Here is a 16,974-nt window from a genome sequence, read left to right on the forward strand (position 1 = left end):
TGAAAAAATGACCCAGGATTATTTAACGGTTAGCGCATTGACAATGTATTTAAAACGAAAATTTGAAGTCGATCCTTATTTACAGCAGGTTTTTTTAACAGGTGAAATTTCAAACTTTCGGATGCGTCCGGGTCATCAATACTTTAATTTAAAAGACGAAAAATCAAAAATTTCAGCAGTCATGTTTAAAGGGGCATTTGCCAAGTTAAATTTTCAACCTGAAGAAGGGATGAAAGTTTTAGTTGTCGGTCGGGTATCCCTTTTTGAAGCCAGTGGGAACTATCAGATTTATGTCGAACACATGGAGCCTGATGGTGTCGGCGCGTTGTATCAAGCCTTCGAACAGTTAAAGAAAAAACTAAATGAAGAAGGCTTGTTTCATGCGCCCAAAAAAAGCTTGCCGAAATATCCCAAGAAAATTGCCGTTTTAACGAGTCCAAGTGGTGCGGTGATTCGTGATATTATGACGACGATTAAGCGTCGTTATCCAATTGCCCAAATTGTTTTGTATCCGACCGTTGTTCAAGGGAAAAATGCGGCACCAGATATTGTCCGTAATATTCAGCGAGTCGAGACTGCAGGTGATTTTGATTCGATGATTATTGGGCGTGGTGGTGGATCAATTGAAGATTTATGGCCTTTTAACGAAGAAATCGTTGCGCGTAGTATTTTTGCAGCTAAAACGCCGATTATTTCTTCTGTCGGTCATGAAACAGACGTGACGATTGCGGATTATGTTGCTGATATGCGTGCAGCAACACCGACGGCAGCAGCAGAATTGGCAGTCCCGGTATTGGCAGAAGAATTGATGCGAATCGAAGAGAAAAGAGCGCGTTTAAAACAAACGATTTTAAATCAAATCGAACGAAAAAAAGAACGCCATCAGCGCATCATGCGTTCGTATTTATTCCAACAGCCAGAACGTCTCTATGAAAGTCAAGCGTTAAAAGTCGATCAGCTAAAACAGCGATTGATGCAACAAATGCAAAATGACATTTATGAGAAATCAAAACAAAGTCAATTGTTATCCCATCGCTTAGCACAAGTCGCGCCAATTCATCGTGTAAAACAAGAAACGGTTCAACTTTCCCATTTAAAGCAAAATTTAAAACGGCAAATGGCCATTTATTTTGATGGGAAAAGCCAACAGTTTTCTCAACAAGTCCAGGCCTTGAATTTGTTAAGCCCACTGAATATAATGGGACGTGGGTATAATTATACGATTGACGAAAAAGGACGTTTTATTGCGTCAGTTAAACAACTTCAAGTCGATGAACAAGTAACAGTGAATTATCACGATGGCTATGCGAAAATGAAAGTAATTGAAGTGAGGGGAAAACAAGATGACGAAACCAACATTTGAGGAATCATTACAAGAATTAGAAGAAATTGTTCAACGTTTAGAAAAAGGGGAAGTGGCATTAGAAGAAGCCTTAACTATTTTTCAACGAGGAATGACACTAAGTAAGCAATGTGAGAATACGTTGAAAAATGCCGAGCAAACATTAACAAAAATGATGACGGATGACGATGAATTGGTCGTGTTTGATGGGGAGAGCCTATGAGTACGACCCTAAATCACTTTAAACAGCCGCTTATTGAACAACTTGAACTTGAAATGCAGCGTTATATCGAAGAGCATGTGCAAGAAGAGCAGCTAAAAGAGAGTATGATTTATTCGATTCGAGCAGGCGGTAAACGGATTCGTCCTTTATTGCTTTTTGTCACGATGGCTTCTTTTCAAAAAAAGGTCGACTTTGGTGCAATCCAGGTAGCATCGGCTTTAGAGATGATTCATACGTATTCGTTAATTCATGACGATTTACCGGCGATGGATGACGATGACTTACGAAGAGGTCAGCCAACCAATCATAAAGTTTTTGGTGAAGCTTTAGCGATTTTGGCGGGCGATAGTTTATTAACGATGGCCTTTCAATTGTTAAGTCAAAGCCAATTACCCAATGATAAAAAATTATTATTGATTCAATTATTAGCGGAAACTTCTGGCAGTAGTGGGATGGTAGCGGGACAAGTCGCTGATATTTTAGGTGAAGGTCAGAAACTATCCGTTGATGAACTGATTGCGATTCATCGTCGCAAAACCGGCGAGCTCATTCGTTTTGCTATTCTGGCTGGGGGGATTTTAGCGGATCAATCACAACAAACGATTGAGGATTTAGCCAAATTAGCCAATCATCTAGGTTTAGCTTTTCAAATACGAGATGATATTTTAGATGTCATCAGTGATGCTTCTGTCTTAGGCAAAGCGACACAAAAAGATGAAATGGCTGAAAAGAATACGTATCCGGGATTACTCGGTTTAGAAGGAGCAAAAGAGGCTTTGGCATTTGAAATGGCCCAAAGTCGTGCGGTCATTCAAGTCCTTCAAAAAGAACAGTTGCATATTGAGCTATTTGAGGATTTGTTGGAAATGTTTAGCATAGAAGAAAAAGGTGTAAATAAATGAAAAAAGAAAGAGTCGACGTTTTGGCAGTTCAACAAGGGTTGTTTGATACGCGCGAACAGGCTAAAAGAGGAATCATGGCAGGATTAGTCTATAAGGCTGAACATCATGAACGTCTAGATAAACCGGGAGAAAAAATTGCTGCTGAGACAGAATTGGAAATCAAAGGTCAAAAATTGCCCTATGTTTCTCGTGGCGGATTAAAATTAGTCAAAGCGATTGATGTTTTTGGGTTAGATTTTAAAGATAAAATTGTCTTAGATATTGGCTCTTCCACAGGTGGCTTTACGGATGTCGCTTTACAAAATGGTGGTAAACTCAGTTACGCTTTAGATGTCGGTCACAATCAATTAGCTTGGAAGTTGCGTCAGGATGAGCGAGTCGTCGTTATGGAGAAAACCAATTTCCGTTACAGTCAACCAGCTGATTTCAATGAAGGATTACCTCAAATGGCAACAATCGATGTTTCTTTTATTTCATTAAAACTAATTCTTCCACCATTACACTCAATTTTAGTTGAAAAAGGGGAAGTTATGGCTTTGATTAAACCACAATTTGAGGCAGGGCGTGAAGCAGTCGGTAAAAACGGTATTGTCCGTGATGCAAAAACACACGAAGCAGTAATTGAAGAGATTATTCGTTTTGCTTTAAAAGAACAATACAACGTCAGAAACTTGAGCTTTTCACCAATTACTGGCGGTGAAGGCAACATTGAATTTTTGTTACATCTTGAAAAAAATACTGAAGCAGGCGAATTAGCTGAAGGTGTGGATGTCGAGGCGACAGTTTTAGCTGCACATCAAAAATTTCATGAAAAATAAAGAATGAAAAAATAAGGGGTGTTCGTCAAATAGTGTTGATGGACCCAAAATGAGTAAAAATAATCGTCAGAATCGGTAGAGAAAATTGTTTTTCTATCGATTTTTTTGACATTAGAAAAGAGGGGCGGAGCCTCCCGCTCCCCTACGAAAAATCACCTTGTTGGCGAAAGCTGCGAGACCGCTTCGAAACGGTATGAAATGAGCAGCGACTCGGTAATAAGCCATAAGCTTTTTGAAAGTACAAAACATTTTCAAACGATTCTTTGCTTATTACTCGTCACTATTCGCTCATTTCATGACCTCTAATAGAGCCTGTGGTTGTTGGAGCTGTTCGAACGTAGTGAGTTACGGATACAATATCAGGATCTGCGTGACAACTCAGCTCGAAAGCTTCAAACTCTGGTTAAGTGCTAAAGCACTAAACGGGTGAAAAAAGTCTGCTCTTACGGCAACTTCACTAAATTTAATCAATCGAAAACCCCGATTGTTTAAATTTACCTCCAGTTGCTTAGAGCAAAACGACTTTTTTCACACCTCCTAGAGTAATTCACATTTCGTCTTTTGACGCAGCGGGCACAAGGTGTTTTTCTTCGAGTCGCTAGTGCTATCTTCAAATGTTTTGTTGATTATTCATATCAAGCTTCAGTGGGGGCGAAAATTAAGCCATGAATGATGCAGATTCGATCTCTTAAATGATAAAAGTTGCGATAACCATAGGAAACGCGTTTAATTAATTTAATTTTATTATTCATACCCTCAGTAACTCCGTTAGAATACCGTAGTTCAAAAGCATTTTGAATCCCTTGCTTATATTTCTTTAAGAAATATAATTTCTTTCGGAACCATTTCGGAAGGGCCTTATTTAATGTTTGAATCGTGGAGAAAAAGGAAAGTCATTGGACGCTCCCTTATTTTTTTGTTCGTTCTTTTAATATTCTCAAAAATACGCTATGATAGGTAAGACTTTAACAAGGAGGCCAAAGGGATGAAAAAAAAAGAACGCCAACGTTTGTTGACACGCTTTTTAAGTGAATATGAAATTCAAAAGCAAGAAGAGTTCGTAGAGTACTTAAGCGCACAAGGTGTTGAAGTAACACAAGCGACAATCTCACGTGATATTAAAGAATTGAAATTAATTAAGATACCTTCGAGTCAAGGTGGTTATCGTTACAGTCTACCAAATGAATCAAAAGAAGATGTACTTGAAAAACTAAAAAAACTATTGAGCACCGGTCTAATTTCAGTTGATCAAATGGAAAAATATATCGTGTTACGTACGTTACCAGGTAATGCGTCTGCAATCGGTAATTTAGTTGATAAATACTATCAAAAAGATTTGTTTGCTAGTTTAAATGATGATGCAAAAGTTTTAATGATTACTTGGACGGAAGAAAAAGCAGTTGAACTTTCGGAAATATTCCGTAAGTATCAGCGTTAGGAGTGAAAGCATTGTTATTAGAAATGACGATTAAAAACTTTGCAATTATTCCATATTTAAACATTCGCTTTCAACAGGGGATGACGGCTCTTACCGGTGAAACGGGTGCTGGTAAATCGATTATTATTGATGCGATGGGCTTGCTTGCTGGTGGGCGCGGTTCGAGTGACTATATTCGCCATGGAGAAGACAAATGTTTGTTAGAAGGGTTATTTGAATGGCCTGTCCATTCAGAGTTCCCCTCGTTAATGGAAGAGTTAGGCATTGATACTTCTGAAAGTTTTCTAGTTTTACAACGAGATATGTCTCGTTCGGGTAAAAATATTTGTCGCGTAAATGGTCGGATCGTTACATTGGTTAATTTAAGGCGTGTTGGAATGTACCTCGTTGATATTCAAGGGCAAAATGAGCACCAGGAACTCTTGCAACCGGAAAAACATTTAAGTTTGATGGATAATTTTGGAACAAAAGAGTTTAAGCAAAAGCTTGAAATGTATCAATTCGCTTTTAATGATTATCAAGTCTCAGCGAGTGAATTGCGAAAAATCCAAAAAAACGAACAATCATACGCCCAACGAATGGATATGCTTCACTTTCAGTCAGATGAAATTGAGCAAGCTGCGCTTCAAGAAAATGAAGAAGAATATTTAATTGAAGAACGGGACAAGTTAACAAATTTCCAAAAAATTGTCGACGCTTTAGGGCAAACGTATGCCATTTTATCGGAAGAATCAAGTAGCATTGTCGATGGTGTAGGTCGTGCTTTAAATGAAATTCAAGAAATTGAACAACTTGATGCTGAGTATCAAAAAATTAGCGAGAACTTACAAAGTGCTTATTATATGTTGCAAGATGCCGCGAGTGAAGTCTCCAAGCAATTGGATTTTTTAGAATTAGATGAGGAGCGTTTAGAAGTCGTGGTAGCACGCTTAGAGTTGATTCGTCAATTAAAACGTAAGTATGGCGAATCGATTCCACAAATTCTGAGCTATTATACGGAGATTGTCGCTGAATTGGACCAAATGGGACATTCAGAGAATCGTTTAGAAGTCTTAAGTAAAGAGTTGGCGATGAAAGAAGAAAGGTTATGGACCTTAGCTAATGAATTGCATTCTGAGCGCCGTCTAATGGCGGTAACTTTAGAAAAAGAAATCATGCAAGAATTGAGTGACCTCTATATGGAAAATGCCCGTTTCAATATTCGTTTTAAAGAAGCACCTTATGAATTAGGGATTAATGGTATTGATCAAGTGGCGTTTTATTTGAGTAGTAATTTAGGAGAAGATTTAAAACCATTAGTTAAAGTGGCTTCTGGTGGTGAATTATCACGAATTTTATTGGCTTTAAAAACGATTTTTTCAAAAGGACAAGGAATGACAAGTATAGTGTTTGATGAGGTTGATACCGGTGTTAGTGGTCGTGTTGCTCAAGCGATTGCTGAAAAAATCGCTAAAATCGCTAAAAACTCACAAGTATTATGTATTACCCATTTACCTCAAGTTGCAGCTCAAGCGGACTATCAATACTTTATTAGTAAGGAAGTCGTCGATGAGCGTACACAAACAAAAATTACTCAGCTGAGTGCAACTGAACGAGTTGACGAAATTGCTCGAATGCTCGCGGGTCAAGAAATTACGCATCTTACATTGGAGCATGCAAAAGAACTGCTAGACTTAGCGCAGCAAGCAACAAAAAAACAATAATACCAAGTGTTTTAATTCACCCGAATCTCTTTTTAGGTAAAAATAAGGAGCTACGACAGAGGATTTAAACCTGTCGTAGCTCTATTTATTTACGTATTAGTTGAAAGCAGATAAGGCACTTAAAACAGTAGTTCCAATCATGATGATTAGCATTACCCAAACGACAGCTTTAGTGATTTTTGAAAAAGTGCTAGTTTGTTTCTTTTCGTTCATCGAACTCATCCTTTATTTAATTGATAGGATTAGTTTACAACTGAATGCGTAATAACTCAAGTGTCTCGCAAGTTATTTATAAAAGATTATTCTTTTTTAAATAGCGAATAGCGATCCCGCATAGTAATAAAGTAATAATGGAAATAAAGAAAAAGGCAAATTTACTCTCGGAAAAAGGCAAGGAGACGTTCATTCCGAAAATTCCACCAATAATTGTTGGAATCGTTAAAACAATGGTTAGGGAGGTCAAAATTTTCATCACATTGTTTAAGTTGTTCGAAACCACCGCGGAAAAAATATCGGTCATGTGTTGTGTTAGCTGCAATTGAATGTGAATCGACGTTCTTGCTTGTCGTACTTCGACGATGACGTCATGTAAATTATTTCGGTAGGCATGATTGTGAGTGAAAATCGACGTCTGGGATAAAATCATTAAGGTATCGTAATTACCTTGAGCAGCGGCTTCAAATAAAACTAAGCTTTTTTGTAAATTCATCAACTGATAGAGTTGTTTATTTTCGGTGGAAACTTGTATTTGTTTTTCTAGATGCTCTAGATGTCGTTTGATTTTTTTTAAGCCATCATTATATGAAATAACTAATCGCCAAAGCACTTGTAAGAAAATATTCATCTCGGTACTCATATCATTAATCGGTAGCGTTTGTTCATGAATAAAATCAAAAAAAAGTGGTGGCTGATTGGAAACGGTCAAAATTTTTTGATCGGTCGTAATAATTAACGACAAAGGATAAGTTTTGAATTGAATATAGCCGTTGTCATCGACCACTTCATGAGGAAATTGTAATAAAATCAAAATAGCTTTATGAAAGACTGCTTGCTCAAGACCTTCTTCACGAGAAGTTTCAGAATCATCTAAAATAGCTGTTAAATAATCTTTTGGTAATTGGTATTCTTTGGAAATTTTTTGAATTTGTTCTTCTGTTGGTTGTTCAATATGCGTCCAAACAGTTGCTGAATTTCTTTTTTCCTGCAATATTAATTGCCGATTATCGATTTTAAAGTGTGAAATCATAATTAGACCTCCTATTTAAGCATTCAAAGACCAAAGAGTTGATTTGACTCTATTATAGTACATATCTGTAAGAAGAATGAAATATAAGTGTAAAAAAAATAAAGTATAGTAGCATTGGCTACCTATGAAAGGAATGAATCATGTGACATCTATTACATTAAAACTTGTTTTTTGGTACTTATTCCCAATTATTAGCTTTTTTGCGGCTAAAGTTGTGACGTCCATTTTGTCATTAAGAAAACGTTATGCAATTAAAGCTCTTGATTTAACCGTTCCGTTAATCTTTTATTCAATCCACCAAGTCTCTGTTTTAACTTTTAACGAATCAATTTTTCCTTACTTTTTAATTACGATTTGTTTACTTGGAATTGGCCTCGCTTTTTTTCAGGCGTATTTCTACGAAGAAATTATTTACAAACGATATTTTAAAATGTTTTGGCGCTCGGTCTTTTTATTTTCGCTATTTACACATTTTATAATCGTTATATTGAGTTTAATTTTATTACTAGCTCACTAATAGAAGTTTTTTAAAAAACTTTTAAAATGTCTTTTTTATTGTTTTATAAAAAAATAGACTGTTATTATTCATAAAATGTGGTAGAAAGTGGGGGGATGTGGTAGACTGTGAATATCAGGTGGTAATTGGGGGAGATATCGTTGTTCATGGGTGAATTTCAACATACAATCGATGCCAAAGGTCGACTAATTATGCCATCAAAACTTCGCGAGAAATTAGGCGAGAAGTTTGTGGTGACAAGAGGATTAGATGGCTGTTTATTTGGTTACCCTTTATCTGAGTGGAAGCAACTTGAAGAAAAGCTAAATGATATGCCGCTTGCTAAAAAAGACGCGCGTACATTTGTCCGCTTTTTTTATTCAGCTGCAACTGAATGTGAACTCGATAAGCAAGGCCGCATTAATATTCCAGCTTCGCTAAGAACTCACGGTAATTTAATAAAAAACTGTGTGATTGTTGGTGTTTCAAATCGGATTGAAATTTGGGATGAAGAACGCTGGCAAGCATTTACGGAAGAAGCAGAAGAAAACTTTGACGAAATTGCAGAATCAATGATTGATTTTGGCCTATAGCAATTTAGTTGAGTGAATTGAAATAAACAAGTGATACATAGAAAGAGGAAAACAATGGCAGAATTTCAACATTACACAGTCATGAAAAAAGAAACAGTCGATGGTTTGAATATCCGTCCCGACGGTATTTATGTAGACTGTACTTTAGGTGGCGCTGGCCATAGTGAGTACCTATTACAACAATTAAATGAAAAAGGACACTTATATGCTTTTGATCAAGATATAAGAGCGATTGAACATGCGAAAATTCGTTTGGCACCTTTTGTTGAAAAAGGACAAGTAACGTTTATTAAACGCAATTTCCGCTATTTAAAAGAAGAATTAAATGCATTAGGGGTAGAAGCAGTTGATGGTATTTTATATGATTTGGGTGTTTCGTCACCACAATTAGATGAAGCTGAGCGTGGCTTTAGCTACCATCAAGATGCGCCATTAGATATGCGAATGGATCAAGAAGCTAAATTATCGGCATTTGAAGTTGTCAATGACTACGAATATGCTCAACTAGTAAAAATTTTCTTCCGTTACGGTGAAGAGAAGTTTTCTAAACAAGTCGCGCGCGAAATTGAGCGGGTACGTCAATTAAAACCAATTGAAACAACTGGTGAATTGGTGGACATTATTAAAGACGCCATTCCAGCTTTTGCTCGTCGAAAAGGTGGACATCCAGCAAAACGAATTTTTCAAGCGATTCGGATTGCTGTGAATGACGAACTAGGAGTTGTGGAAGATACTTTGGAACAAGCAATTCCACTCTTACAGCCAAAAGGACGAATTAGTGTTATTACGTTCCATTCTTTAGAAGACCGGATTGTTAAAACAATCTTTAAAGAGTACAGTACAGCACCTGATTTACCACCGGGGTTACCGATGATTCCTGATGAGTATCAACCGGATTTGAAATTAATTACAAGAAAACCACTGATTCCAAGTGAAGCAGAATTATCAGAAAATAATCGTTCGCGTAGCGCAAAGCTCCGGATTGTCGAAAAAGTAAAATAATCGAAGCAAAGCGAGAGGAGAGAAAAAATTGGCAGAATTAAAAATGGAAGATTATTCTTATGAAGTAGAAGAAGAATTAAATATGGAAACCCATGTTTATATTGAAGATTTTTATCAGCCAGAACGACCAGATGTTGTGGTTGTTCCTCTTTCTCCAAAGCATCGACTAAAAAGAATTAGTCACTTGGAAAGACTGATTGCAGGTGTATTGCTTGTGGCAGTGATTGGTTTAAGTTTGTTAATGATTCATTTACGCACATCCATCACACAAACAGAACATGAAATTTCAATTATTGAAGGACAAACCGTTGTCGATAAGGCTGAAATTTTACGTTTGGAGCAAGCTAAGACAGAGTTATCTAAAAGTGAACGTATCCGTGAAATTGCTGAAAAGCAAGGAATGTCTATCCAAAGTGGTAATTTAAGGAAAGTGAAATAACCTATGATAAAAAAAATGAAGCAGTATTTTACTAAGAATAAATTATCACCGACGAACAATCGCAAAAAAGTAGGAATTATTCTTTTTACTACGACTATTGGATTGTTTTTTTTATTTGTGTCTCGTTTAACGTACATTGTAGTCGTTGGTGACGTCGGTGGTACTTCCTTAGAAAGCAAAACAGAAGCTTTATATGAAGGTAGCAAAGTTGTCAAAGCGAAGCGCGGTACGATTTACGATCGAAACGGTGTAGTCATTGCCGAAGATGCGACGTCTTATTCAGCTTATGCGCCAGTGATTGATACGTACGTCTCTGGGGATAAGAAACTTTACGCGCAAGAAAAAGATTTTGAAACCCTGGCAGGGATTTTAAAAAATGTGTTAGGTAAGCGAATTGATACAAAAAAGGTAGTCAAAACTTTACAAAGTGGGAAAGATAATAATAAATACCAAGTTGAGATTCCGAATGCGAAGTCTTTAACGTTACAGCAAAAACAAGAAATTGAAGCTGAGATGGAAAAGAAGGGTGTTCTAGGGATTGAATTTAATGAACATCCGTCGCGCATTTATCCAAATGGGGTCTTTGCTTCGCATTTAATCGGTTACGCCAATGTTGATGTGGAAGACAATCAAGAAACATTGATTGGCGCCATCGGAATTGAAGCCGCCTATGATGATGTATTAGCTGGAAAGGATGGAGAAATTGTTTATCAAAAGGACAATTTTCAAAACCCCTTACCAGGAACGGTAGCAGAATCCATTCCAGCCGAGGACGGTCAAGATATTTATACAACGTTAGATAGTCGCTTACAGAGCTATTTAGATACATTAGTGGCAGAAGGCTTTGAAGAAGCAAAGCCAGAATACTTAACAGCCGTGTTAACGAAATCAAAAACGAATGAAATTGTCGCCTTATCACAATACCCATCATTTAATCCAGAAACAAAAGAGGGTATCGATGAAGAAAAAGGCTTCAAATGGCAAAATCTTTTTGTAGAGGAAACGTATGAGCCAGGCTCTACGATTAAAATATTGACTGTAGCAAGTGCAATGGAACAAGGTGTTTTTAATCCAAATGAAACCTTTATGTCCGGTGAGATGCCCTTAATTGATGCAAAAATTACCGACTGGGATATCGCGAAAGGTTCAAGAGGGATGATGACCATGCGTCAAGCATTGTCTTGGTCAAGTAACGTCGGAATGGTTAAACTAGAACAACGAATGACGGACGCGTGGCAGGAATACCTTGATGCCTTTGGGTTTGGTAAAACAACCAATTCCGGTTTGTTCAACGAGAAAAAAGGCTTAATGCCAGAAGACAATATTGTTACGAGAGCCAATACTGCTTATGGACAAGGGATTGCAGTCACTCAATTTCAGATGCTCCAAGCATTTATGGCCATATCGAATGATGGTACAGTTGTTAAGCCTTCATATATTAAAAAAATAGTTAATCCAACAACAGGAGAAGAAGAAAGTTTTGACCCTGAAGTAGTCGGGCAAGTTTTCGCACCTGAAACGGCTCAACAAGTTCGTCAGTATATGAGAGATGTCGTTGAAGACGAGCAATACGGAACGGCTTATGACATGTATAAAGTCGATAATTATAAGATCTCAGCTAAAACAGGGACCGCCCAAATTGCTGAAGGGGGTGGTTACTTAGAAGGTGAAAACGATAATATTTATTCTGTCGTAACAATGCTACCGGCTGAAGATCCGGAATATACGCTTTATGTGACCATGAAAAAGCCAAAAGAATATAAAAATTCCGTTATCCCAACAATTGCTAATGCTATCTTACAACGAGCAATGGATTTTAAAGAAGTCGATATGGTTGATACGAACACGATTCAAACGGATAAAGTAACGGTTGATGATTATCGAAATTTAGAAACTGAACAAGCAAGAACAATGATAGAAACAAAAGGGTTAGTGCCAGTTGTAATCGGCGAAGGTGCAAAGATTGAAGAACAATCCACCCAAAGCAATAAGCATATGCTTCCAGGGGAAACATTGTTATTATTAACGGAAGGTGATTCAAGACGAATGCCTGATACCACGGGCTGGTCAAAATCGAACTTACTTAAATTGGCGAACTTACTGTCAATGGATGTCACTTTTAGTGGAGAAGGTTACAGTGTCGACCAAAGCATCGAACCAGGTAATCCGATTAAAGGGAAAAAATTACATTTTAAATTAGAAAAATTAAATTAAATTAGGAGCGAAAAAGAATGAAGCTGATCGAGATGATTTTGCCAATTGCAAGTGCATTTGGAATGACTGTTTCAGTAATGCCAATATTTATTGGTTATTTCCAAATGAAAAAATATGGACAGGAAATTAGAGAAGAAGGTCCAAATTGGCATCAAATCAAATCCGGAACGCCAACAATGGGAGGCGCGGTTTTTTTAGTGTCAATCGTCTTGACTGCTATTTGGGTAGCAGCTTGGCAAAATCAACTAACTTCATCGCTACTTATTTCATTATTTATTTTAGTGCTTTATGGCACATTGGGTTTTGTTGATGATTTTATTAAAATCTTTAAAAAAAGAAATATGGGTCTTACTTCTTTACAAAAATTAATTGGCCAAATTATTGGTGGCGTCATTTTTTATGCAGTTCTTGTAATGGAAGGGACGACCAATACATTAAATCTTTTTGGTTTTGAGTTGCCATTGTCTTATCTTTATGGTGCGTTTATCGTCGTTTGGCTAGTTGGTTTTTCTAATGCAGTCAATTTAACCGATGGAATTGATGGCTTAGTCTCAGGACTCGGTACGATTTCATTTGGAACGTATGCAGTCATCGCTTGGGATCAAGGACAATATGATATTCTGATTATTTGTTTAAGTGTTGTCGGTGCATTAATTGGCTTCTTTGGTTATAATCATAAACCAGCTAAAATTTTCATGGGTGATGTTGGATCGCTTGCTTTAGGTGGGTTACTAGCAACCATCTCCGTATTATTACATCAAGAGTGGACTTTATTATTGGTTGGAATTATTTACATTTTTGAGACATTAAGTGTAATGATCCAAGTTTCTTCTTTTAAATTAACGGGAAAAAGAGTCTTTAAAATGTCACCAGTGCATCACCATTTTGAAATGAGTGGATGGACTGAGTGGAAAATTGATGGTGTTTTTTGGGGTGTTTCATTGCTGTTTTCAGCAATTACGTTATTCATCTATTTTATGTAAACTAACCTAAATTTATGGAGATGGGCAAAATGAAAAAAATAACAAGATACCAAAATAAAAAAATTCTAGTTTTAGGACTAGCAAGAAGCGGATTCAGTGCGGCCAAATTGTTACATGATTTGGGCGCACTTGTTACCGTTAATGACGGAAAACCATTTGAAGAAAATCGTGAAGCACAAGATTTATTAGCACTAGGTATTAAAGTAATTACTGGTAGTCATCCGATTGAATTATTAGATGAAGATTTTTCTTTGATGGTCAAAAATCCAGGTATCCCTTATTCGCATCCGTTAATACAAGGGGCAATGGAAAAAGGTTTACCCATTATTACGGAAATTGAGTTGGCCTATGAAATATCTGAGGCTCCAATTATTGGAATTACTGGAACAAATGGAAAAACAACGACGACAACGATGATTGAACAAATTTTAAATCAAGGAATGACGAAAAGCCGGGCGTATCTATCTGGAAATATCGGCTATCCAGCGAGCTCAGTTGCTAGAGATGTGATGGCGGATGATTGCCTTGTGATGGAATTATCGAGTTTTCAATTAATGGGTACAATTGATTTTAAACCGCACATCGGTGTGATTACTAATTTGTATGAAGCGCACTTGGATTATCATGGTTCACGGGAAGAATATGTTGCCGCAAAATGGAGAATGCAAAATCATATGACAAGTGAAGACTGGCTTGTTTTAAATTGGAATCAAGCAGAAGTACGAGCGTTAGCAGAAAAAACGAAAGCTCAAGTTATTCCTTTTTCAACCGAAGAAAAAGTCAATGGTGCCTATGCGTTAAAAGGCCAAATTTATTATCAAGAAGAAGCGATTATGTTGGTTGATGAATTAGGCGCACCTGGCTCACATAATGTCGAAAACGCCTTAGCTGCGATTGCTGTGGCCAAACTTAACGGCATCTCAACGACAGTCATTCGTACGGTGTTACAGCATTTTACCGGAGTACCTCATCGTACACAATATATCGGTCAAATCAATCAAGTGAAATTTTACAATGATTCTAAAGCAACGAATATTTTGGCGACAAAAATGGCGTTAAGTGGCTTTGAACCAGAAAAAGTCATCTTACTAGCAGGTGGACTAGACCGAGGAAATAGTTTTGAAACACTAGTGCCCTCATTAAAAAATCTTAAAGCCGTAATCGTGTTTGGGGAAACAAAAAATCGCTTGGCACAGGCAGCTAAAGAAGCCGGTGTGTCAATCATTGAAGAAACATTGGATGTGACGAGCGCCTTACCTTTAGCGTATCAATTGAGTCAGGCAGAGGATGTCATTTTATTATCACCTGCGAATGCAAGTTGGGATCAATATACGAATTTTGAAGTTCGTGGAGAAGCGTTTATTCAAGCTTACGATGCTTTGAAGGCGCAAGTTGAAAAGGAGTAAGTCGATATGAAAATTGTTTTAACAGGTGGCGGAACCGGCGGACATATTTATCCGGCGCTCGCTTTTATAAATTATGTAAAAGAAATCAATCAAAGTGCTGAATTTTTATATATTGGTGCGCAACGAGGATTAGAAAATAAAATTTTACCGCAGACAGATATTCCTTTTAAAGCTTTAGAAATTCAAGGTTTTAAACGCAAATTAACAATGGATAATTTTAAGACAATTCAATTGTTCTTAAAAAGCGTCAAGGAAGCAAAACAGCTATTAAAAGAATTTAAACCTGACGTTGTTATCGGGACAGGCGGTTATGTTTCTGGGGCGGTCATGTATGCGGCAGCCAAACTAAAAATACCGACAATCATCCATGAGCAAAACAGTGTTCCGGGAATGACAAATAAATTTCTATCTCGATATGTTGATCGAATCGGTATTTCATTTGAAAATTCTGCGAGCTATTTTCCGGAAAACAAAACAAGACTGGTTGGGAATCCACGTGCTCAAGAAGTTAGTGGAATTAAAAAATCGAATATCTTAGCACAGTATCACTTGGATCCAAAGAAAAAAACTGTTTTAATTTTTGCCGGAAGCCAAGGCGCTAAAAAAATAAATGATGCGATTATTAAAGCTCTACCTACTTTTGCTAAAAAAGATTATCAAATTTTATATTCAAGTGGCGAAGCCTATTATGAAGAATTAGAAGAGTCAATTGGGATGACGAAGGATGCTTTTGTGAATATTAGTATCCAACCTTATATTAATCAAATGGCGGAAGTCATGGCTAATTGCGATTTAATGATTGGGCGAGCAGGTGCGTCTTCAATTGCTGAATTAACGAGTCTAGGCTTGCCAGCGATTTTAATTCCAAGTCCTTATGTAACAAATGACCATCAAACTAAAAATGCGCAAAGTTTAGTCGAAGTTGGCGCAGTCAAAATGATTGCCGATGCGGAATTGACAGAAACAAACTTAGTTGCTACAGTAGATGAGATTATGAATCAACCTGCGTTACATCAACAAATGGCGCAAGCGTCAAAAACGCAAGGAATCCCGGATGCAGCGAGCCGTTTATATGCACTCGTTCAAGAAATTGTTAAGGGATAGTTAAGAGGAGGACAAGGCCATTAGTGATCGAAAAAATGAACATGATACTGAGCAGCTAACTCCGTGGCAAAAGGAACATTTACTTTATTTAGAGGAAGAAAAACAAAGACAAAAGTTAGAGATGGCAAGTAGCAAAGAAGAAAGTAATGATGAGGAATTAACTGAGCAAGAAGCTCTTGAAAATCAAGAAGATGCTAGCGAAGTTGCAGAATCATTGGTTGATAGAGAAGAATCAGCTCCTAAAAGTGAGAATAAATTGCTTTCTTTTTCAAAAAAACTCCCCAACTTACAAGCTTATCGAGATAAAAAGTTACGCAAGCGATTGATCCTGCTTGTATCACTTTTTTTAATCCCTCTAGTAGGCTCACTTTATTACATTTCACCACTAAGTAATCTTTCAGCAGTTCAAGTAAAGGCACAACAGAAAGTCACGCAAGAAACGATTTTAGAAACGGCTAATTTTGAGATTGGTGAACGACTTTGGCCACAATTTTTTAATCGCGAAGCAGTCGCAAATAAAGTCACGACTGAAAATCCGTGGATTAAGAAAACGACGATTACTTTGCAAGACTGGAATAAATTTGCGATTCAAGTGAAGGAATATGAAGAAGTGGCATACTTAGTAAAAGGGAATCAATATTTGCCGATTTTAGAAAATGGGAAAATTATTCAAGAGCCTATAAAAAAAATTGACAATCGACATGTTATCTTAGAATCTTTTTCGAAAGAGGCACAGATTTTAGCAACTTTAAAAGAATATGAAAAGTTACCAGCTGAAATCCAAGACAGTATTTCACAAATTAAATTAACACCCTCGAAAAAGAATGACGAGCTCATTACGCTCTTTATGAATGATGGGAATCAGGTTTTTGTTAATATTTCTGATTTTTCAAAGCAAATGAAATACTATCTCCAAGTTGCAAAGGAGATGAAAGGCAAAGGCGTAATCGACATGGAAGTTGGTATTTACTCGTATCCGTACGCTGAAAAAGATGAAGAAACAACTGAAAGTAGCCAAAGTGAAGAAAGTTTTTAACTTTTTAACGATATTTTTGAGGAACGACT

Annotated in this window: 17 protein-coding genes and 1 pseudogene; 15 read left to right on the plus strand and 3 right to left on the minus strand. The window is 37.0% G+C overall.

Translation table 11 applies throughout. The features are described 5' to 3' along the window. The first annotated feature begins 7 nt into the window (after positions 1 to 7). From xseA to ACFO3L_RS04490, 4 genes are read left to right on the plus strand one after another with little or no spacing between them, the layout of a single operon-like run. The gene (gene xseA, locus ACFO3L_RS04475) at positions 8 to 1,363 is read left to right on the plus strand and encodes an exodeoxyribonuclease VII large subunit (protein ID WP_379964270.1); all 1,356 of its coding nucleotides are present in this window, start codon (positions 8 to 10) and stop codon (positions 1,361 to 1,363) included. After that, on the plus strand, positions 1,344 to 1,565 hold the full coding sequence (locus ACFO3L_RS04480; RefSeq protein WP_379964272.1) for an exodeoxyribonuclease VII small subunit: 222 nt from the start codon (positions 1,344 to 1,346) through the stop codon (positions 1,563 to 1,565). Before xseA ends, ACFO3L_RS04480 begins: the two co-directional genes overlap by 20 nt. Continuing rightward, positions 1,562 to 2,467: a polyprenyl synthetase family protein gene (locus tag ACFO3L_RS04485; protein ID WP_379964274.1), complete on the plus strand. Its 906-nt coding sequence runs from the start codon at positions 1,562 to 1,564 to the stop codon at positions 2,465 to 2,467. Before ACFO3L_RS04480 ends, ACFO3L_RS04485 begins: the two co-directional genes overlap by 4 nt. Further along, entirely contained in the window at positions 2,464 to 3,285 is an 822-nt protein-coding gene (locus ACFO3L_RS04490; RefSeq protein WP_379964276.1) for a TlyA family RNA methyltransferase, read from the plus strand. The genes ACFO3L_RS04485 and ACFO3L_RS04490 overlap by 4 nt, the downstream gene beginning before the upstream one ends. A gap of 635 nt (positions 3,286 to 3,920) precedes the next feature. On the opposite strand, the pseudogene ACFO3L_RS04495 reads toward ACFO3L_RS04490, so the two are convergent. Next, positions 3,921 to 4,175 (minus strand): annotated as a pseudogene (locus ACFO3L_RS04495) (transposase); the annotation flags it as partial. A 95-nt stretch (positions 4,176 to 4,270) separates the two neighbouring features. Between ACFO3L_RS04495 and ACFO3L_RS04500 the strand changes: the two are divergent. Together ACFO3L_RS04500 and recN are read left to right on the plus strand one after the other, a co-directional pair. Next, positions 4,271 to 4,723: an arginine repressor gene (locus ACFO3L_RS04500; RefSeq protein ID WP_379964278.1), complete on the plus strand. Its 453-nt coding sequence runs from the start codon at positions 4,271 to 4,273 to the stop codon at positions 4,721 to 4,723. A gap of 11 nt (positions 4,724 to 4,734) precedes the next feature. Next, on the plus strand, positions 4,735 to 6,426 hold the full coding sequence (gene recN, locus ACFO3L_RS04505) for a DNA repair protein RecN (RefSeq protein ID WP_379964280.1): 1,692 nt from the start codon (positions 4,735 to 4,737) through the stop codon (positions 6,424 to 6,426). 96 nt (positions 6,427 to 6,522) lie between these two features. Here recN and ACFO3L_RS04510 read toward each other — a convergent pair whose 3' ends face one another. Together ACFO3L_RS04510 and ACFO3L_RS04515 are read right to left on the minus strand one after the other, a co-directional pair. Next, positions 6,523 to 6,639: a DUF4044 domain-containing protein gene (locus ACFO3L_RS04510; protein WP_379964282.1), complete on the minus strand. Its 117-nt coding sequence runs from the start codon at positions 6,637 to 6,639 to the stop codon at positions 6,523 to 6,525. A gap of 76 nt (positions 6,640 to 6,715) precedes the next feature. Then, the gene (locus ACFO3L_RS04515; protein WP_379964284.1) at positions 6,716 to 7,672 is read right to left on the minus strand and encodes a magnesium transporter CorA family protein; all 957 of its coding nucleotides are present in this window, start codon (positions 7,670 to 7,672) and stop codon (positions 6,716 to 6,718) included. A gap of 133 nt (positions 7,673 to 7,805) precedes the next feature. On the opposite strand from ACFO3L_RS04515, the gene ACFO3L_RS04520 reads away from it, so the two are divergent. From ACFO3L_RS04520 to ACFO3L_RS04560, 9 genes are all read left to right on the plus strand, one after another. After that, complete coding sequence (locus ACFO3L_RS04520; protein ID WP_379964356.1) at positions 7,806 to 8,189, plus strand: DUF3397 domain-containing protein; 384 nt, start codon at positions 7,806 to 7,808, stop codon at positions 8,187 to 8,189. A gap of 140 nt (positions 8,190 to 8,329) precedes the next feature. After that, the gene (gene mraZ, locus ACFO3L_RS04525) at positions 8,330 to 8,761 is read left to right on the plus strand and encodes a division/cell wall cluster transcriptional repressor MraZ (protein ID WP_379964286.1); all 432 of its coding nucleotides are present in this window, start codon (positions 8,330 to 8,332) and stop codon (positions 8,759 to 8,761) included. Between the two features lie 54 nt (positions 8,762 to 8,815). After that, a complete protein-coding gene (gene rsmH, locus ACFO3L_RS04530) occupies positions 8,816 to 9,763 on the plus strand; it encodes a 16S rRNA (cytosine(1402)-N(4))-methyltransferase RsmH (RefSeq protein ID WP_379964288.1) in 948 nt (315 codons plus the stop codon). Positions 9,764 to 9,791: 28 nt separating this feature from the next. Next, complete coding sequence (gene ftsL, locus ACFO3L_RS04535) at positions 9,792 to 10,202, plus strand: cell division protein FtsL (RefSeq protein ID WP_379964290.1); 411 nt, start codon at positions 9,792 to 9,794, stop codon at positions 10,200 to 10,202. Between the two features lie 3 nt (positions 10,203 to 10,205). Beyond that, positions 10,206 to 12,416, plus strand: coding sequence for a penicillin-binding protein (locus ACFO3L_RS04540; RefSeq protein WP_379964292.1), 2,211 nt, complete (start codon positions 10,206 to 10,208; stop codon positions 12,414 to 12,416). A 17-nt stretch (positions 12,417 to 12,433) separates the two neighbouring features. Further along, positions 12,434 to 13,399: a phospho-N-acetylmuramoyl-pentapeptide-transferase gene (gene mraY, locus ACFO3L_RS04545; RefSeq protein WP_379964294.1), complete on the plus strand. Its 966-nt coding sequence runs from the start codon at positions 12,434 to 12,436 to the stop codon at positions 13,397 to 13,399. A gap of 29 nt (positions 13,400 to 13,428) precedes the next feature. Then, positions 13,429 to 14,805: a UDP-N-acetylmuramoyl-L-alanine--D-glutamate ligase gene (gene murD, locus ACFO3L_RS04550; protein ID WP_379964296.1), complete on the plus strand. Its 1,377-nt coding sequence runs from the start codon at positions 13,429 to 13,431 to the stop codon at positions 14,803 to 14,805. A gap of 6 nt (positions 14,806 to 14,811) precedes the next feature. Next, positions 14,812 to 15,909 (plus strand): undecaprenyldiphospho-muramoylpentapeptide beta-N-acetylglucosaminyltransferase, encoded by a 1,098-nt coding sequence (murG, locus tag ACFO3L_RS04555; RefSeq protein WP_379964298.1) that lies wholly within the window; start codon positions 14,812 to 14,814, stop codon positions 15,907 to 15,909. A 121-nt stretch (positions 15,910 to 16,030) separates the two neighbouring features. Continuing rightward, positions 16,031 to 16,945, plus strand: a complete 915-nt coding sequence (locus ACFO3L_RS04560; RefSeq protein WP_379964300.1) for a cell division protein FtsQ/DivIB — start codon at positions 16,031 to 16,033, stop codon at positions 16,943 to 16,945. Positions 16,946 to 16,974 lie beyond the last annotated feature (29 nt).

Origin of the sequence: Enterococcus eurekensis (assembly GCF_042654605.1) — a bacterium.
GTDB classification, from domain to species: Bacteria; Bacillota; Bacilli; order Lactobacillales; family Enterococcaceae; genus Enterococcus_I; species Enterococcus_I eurekensis.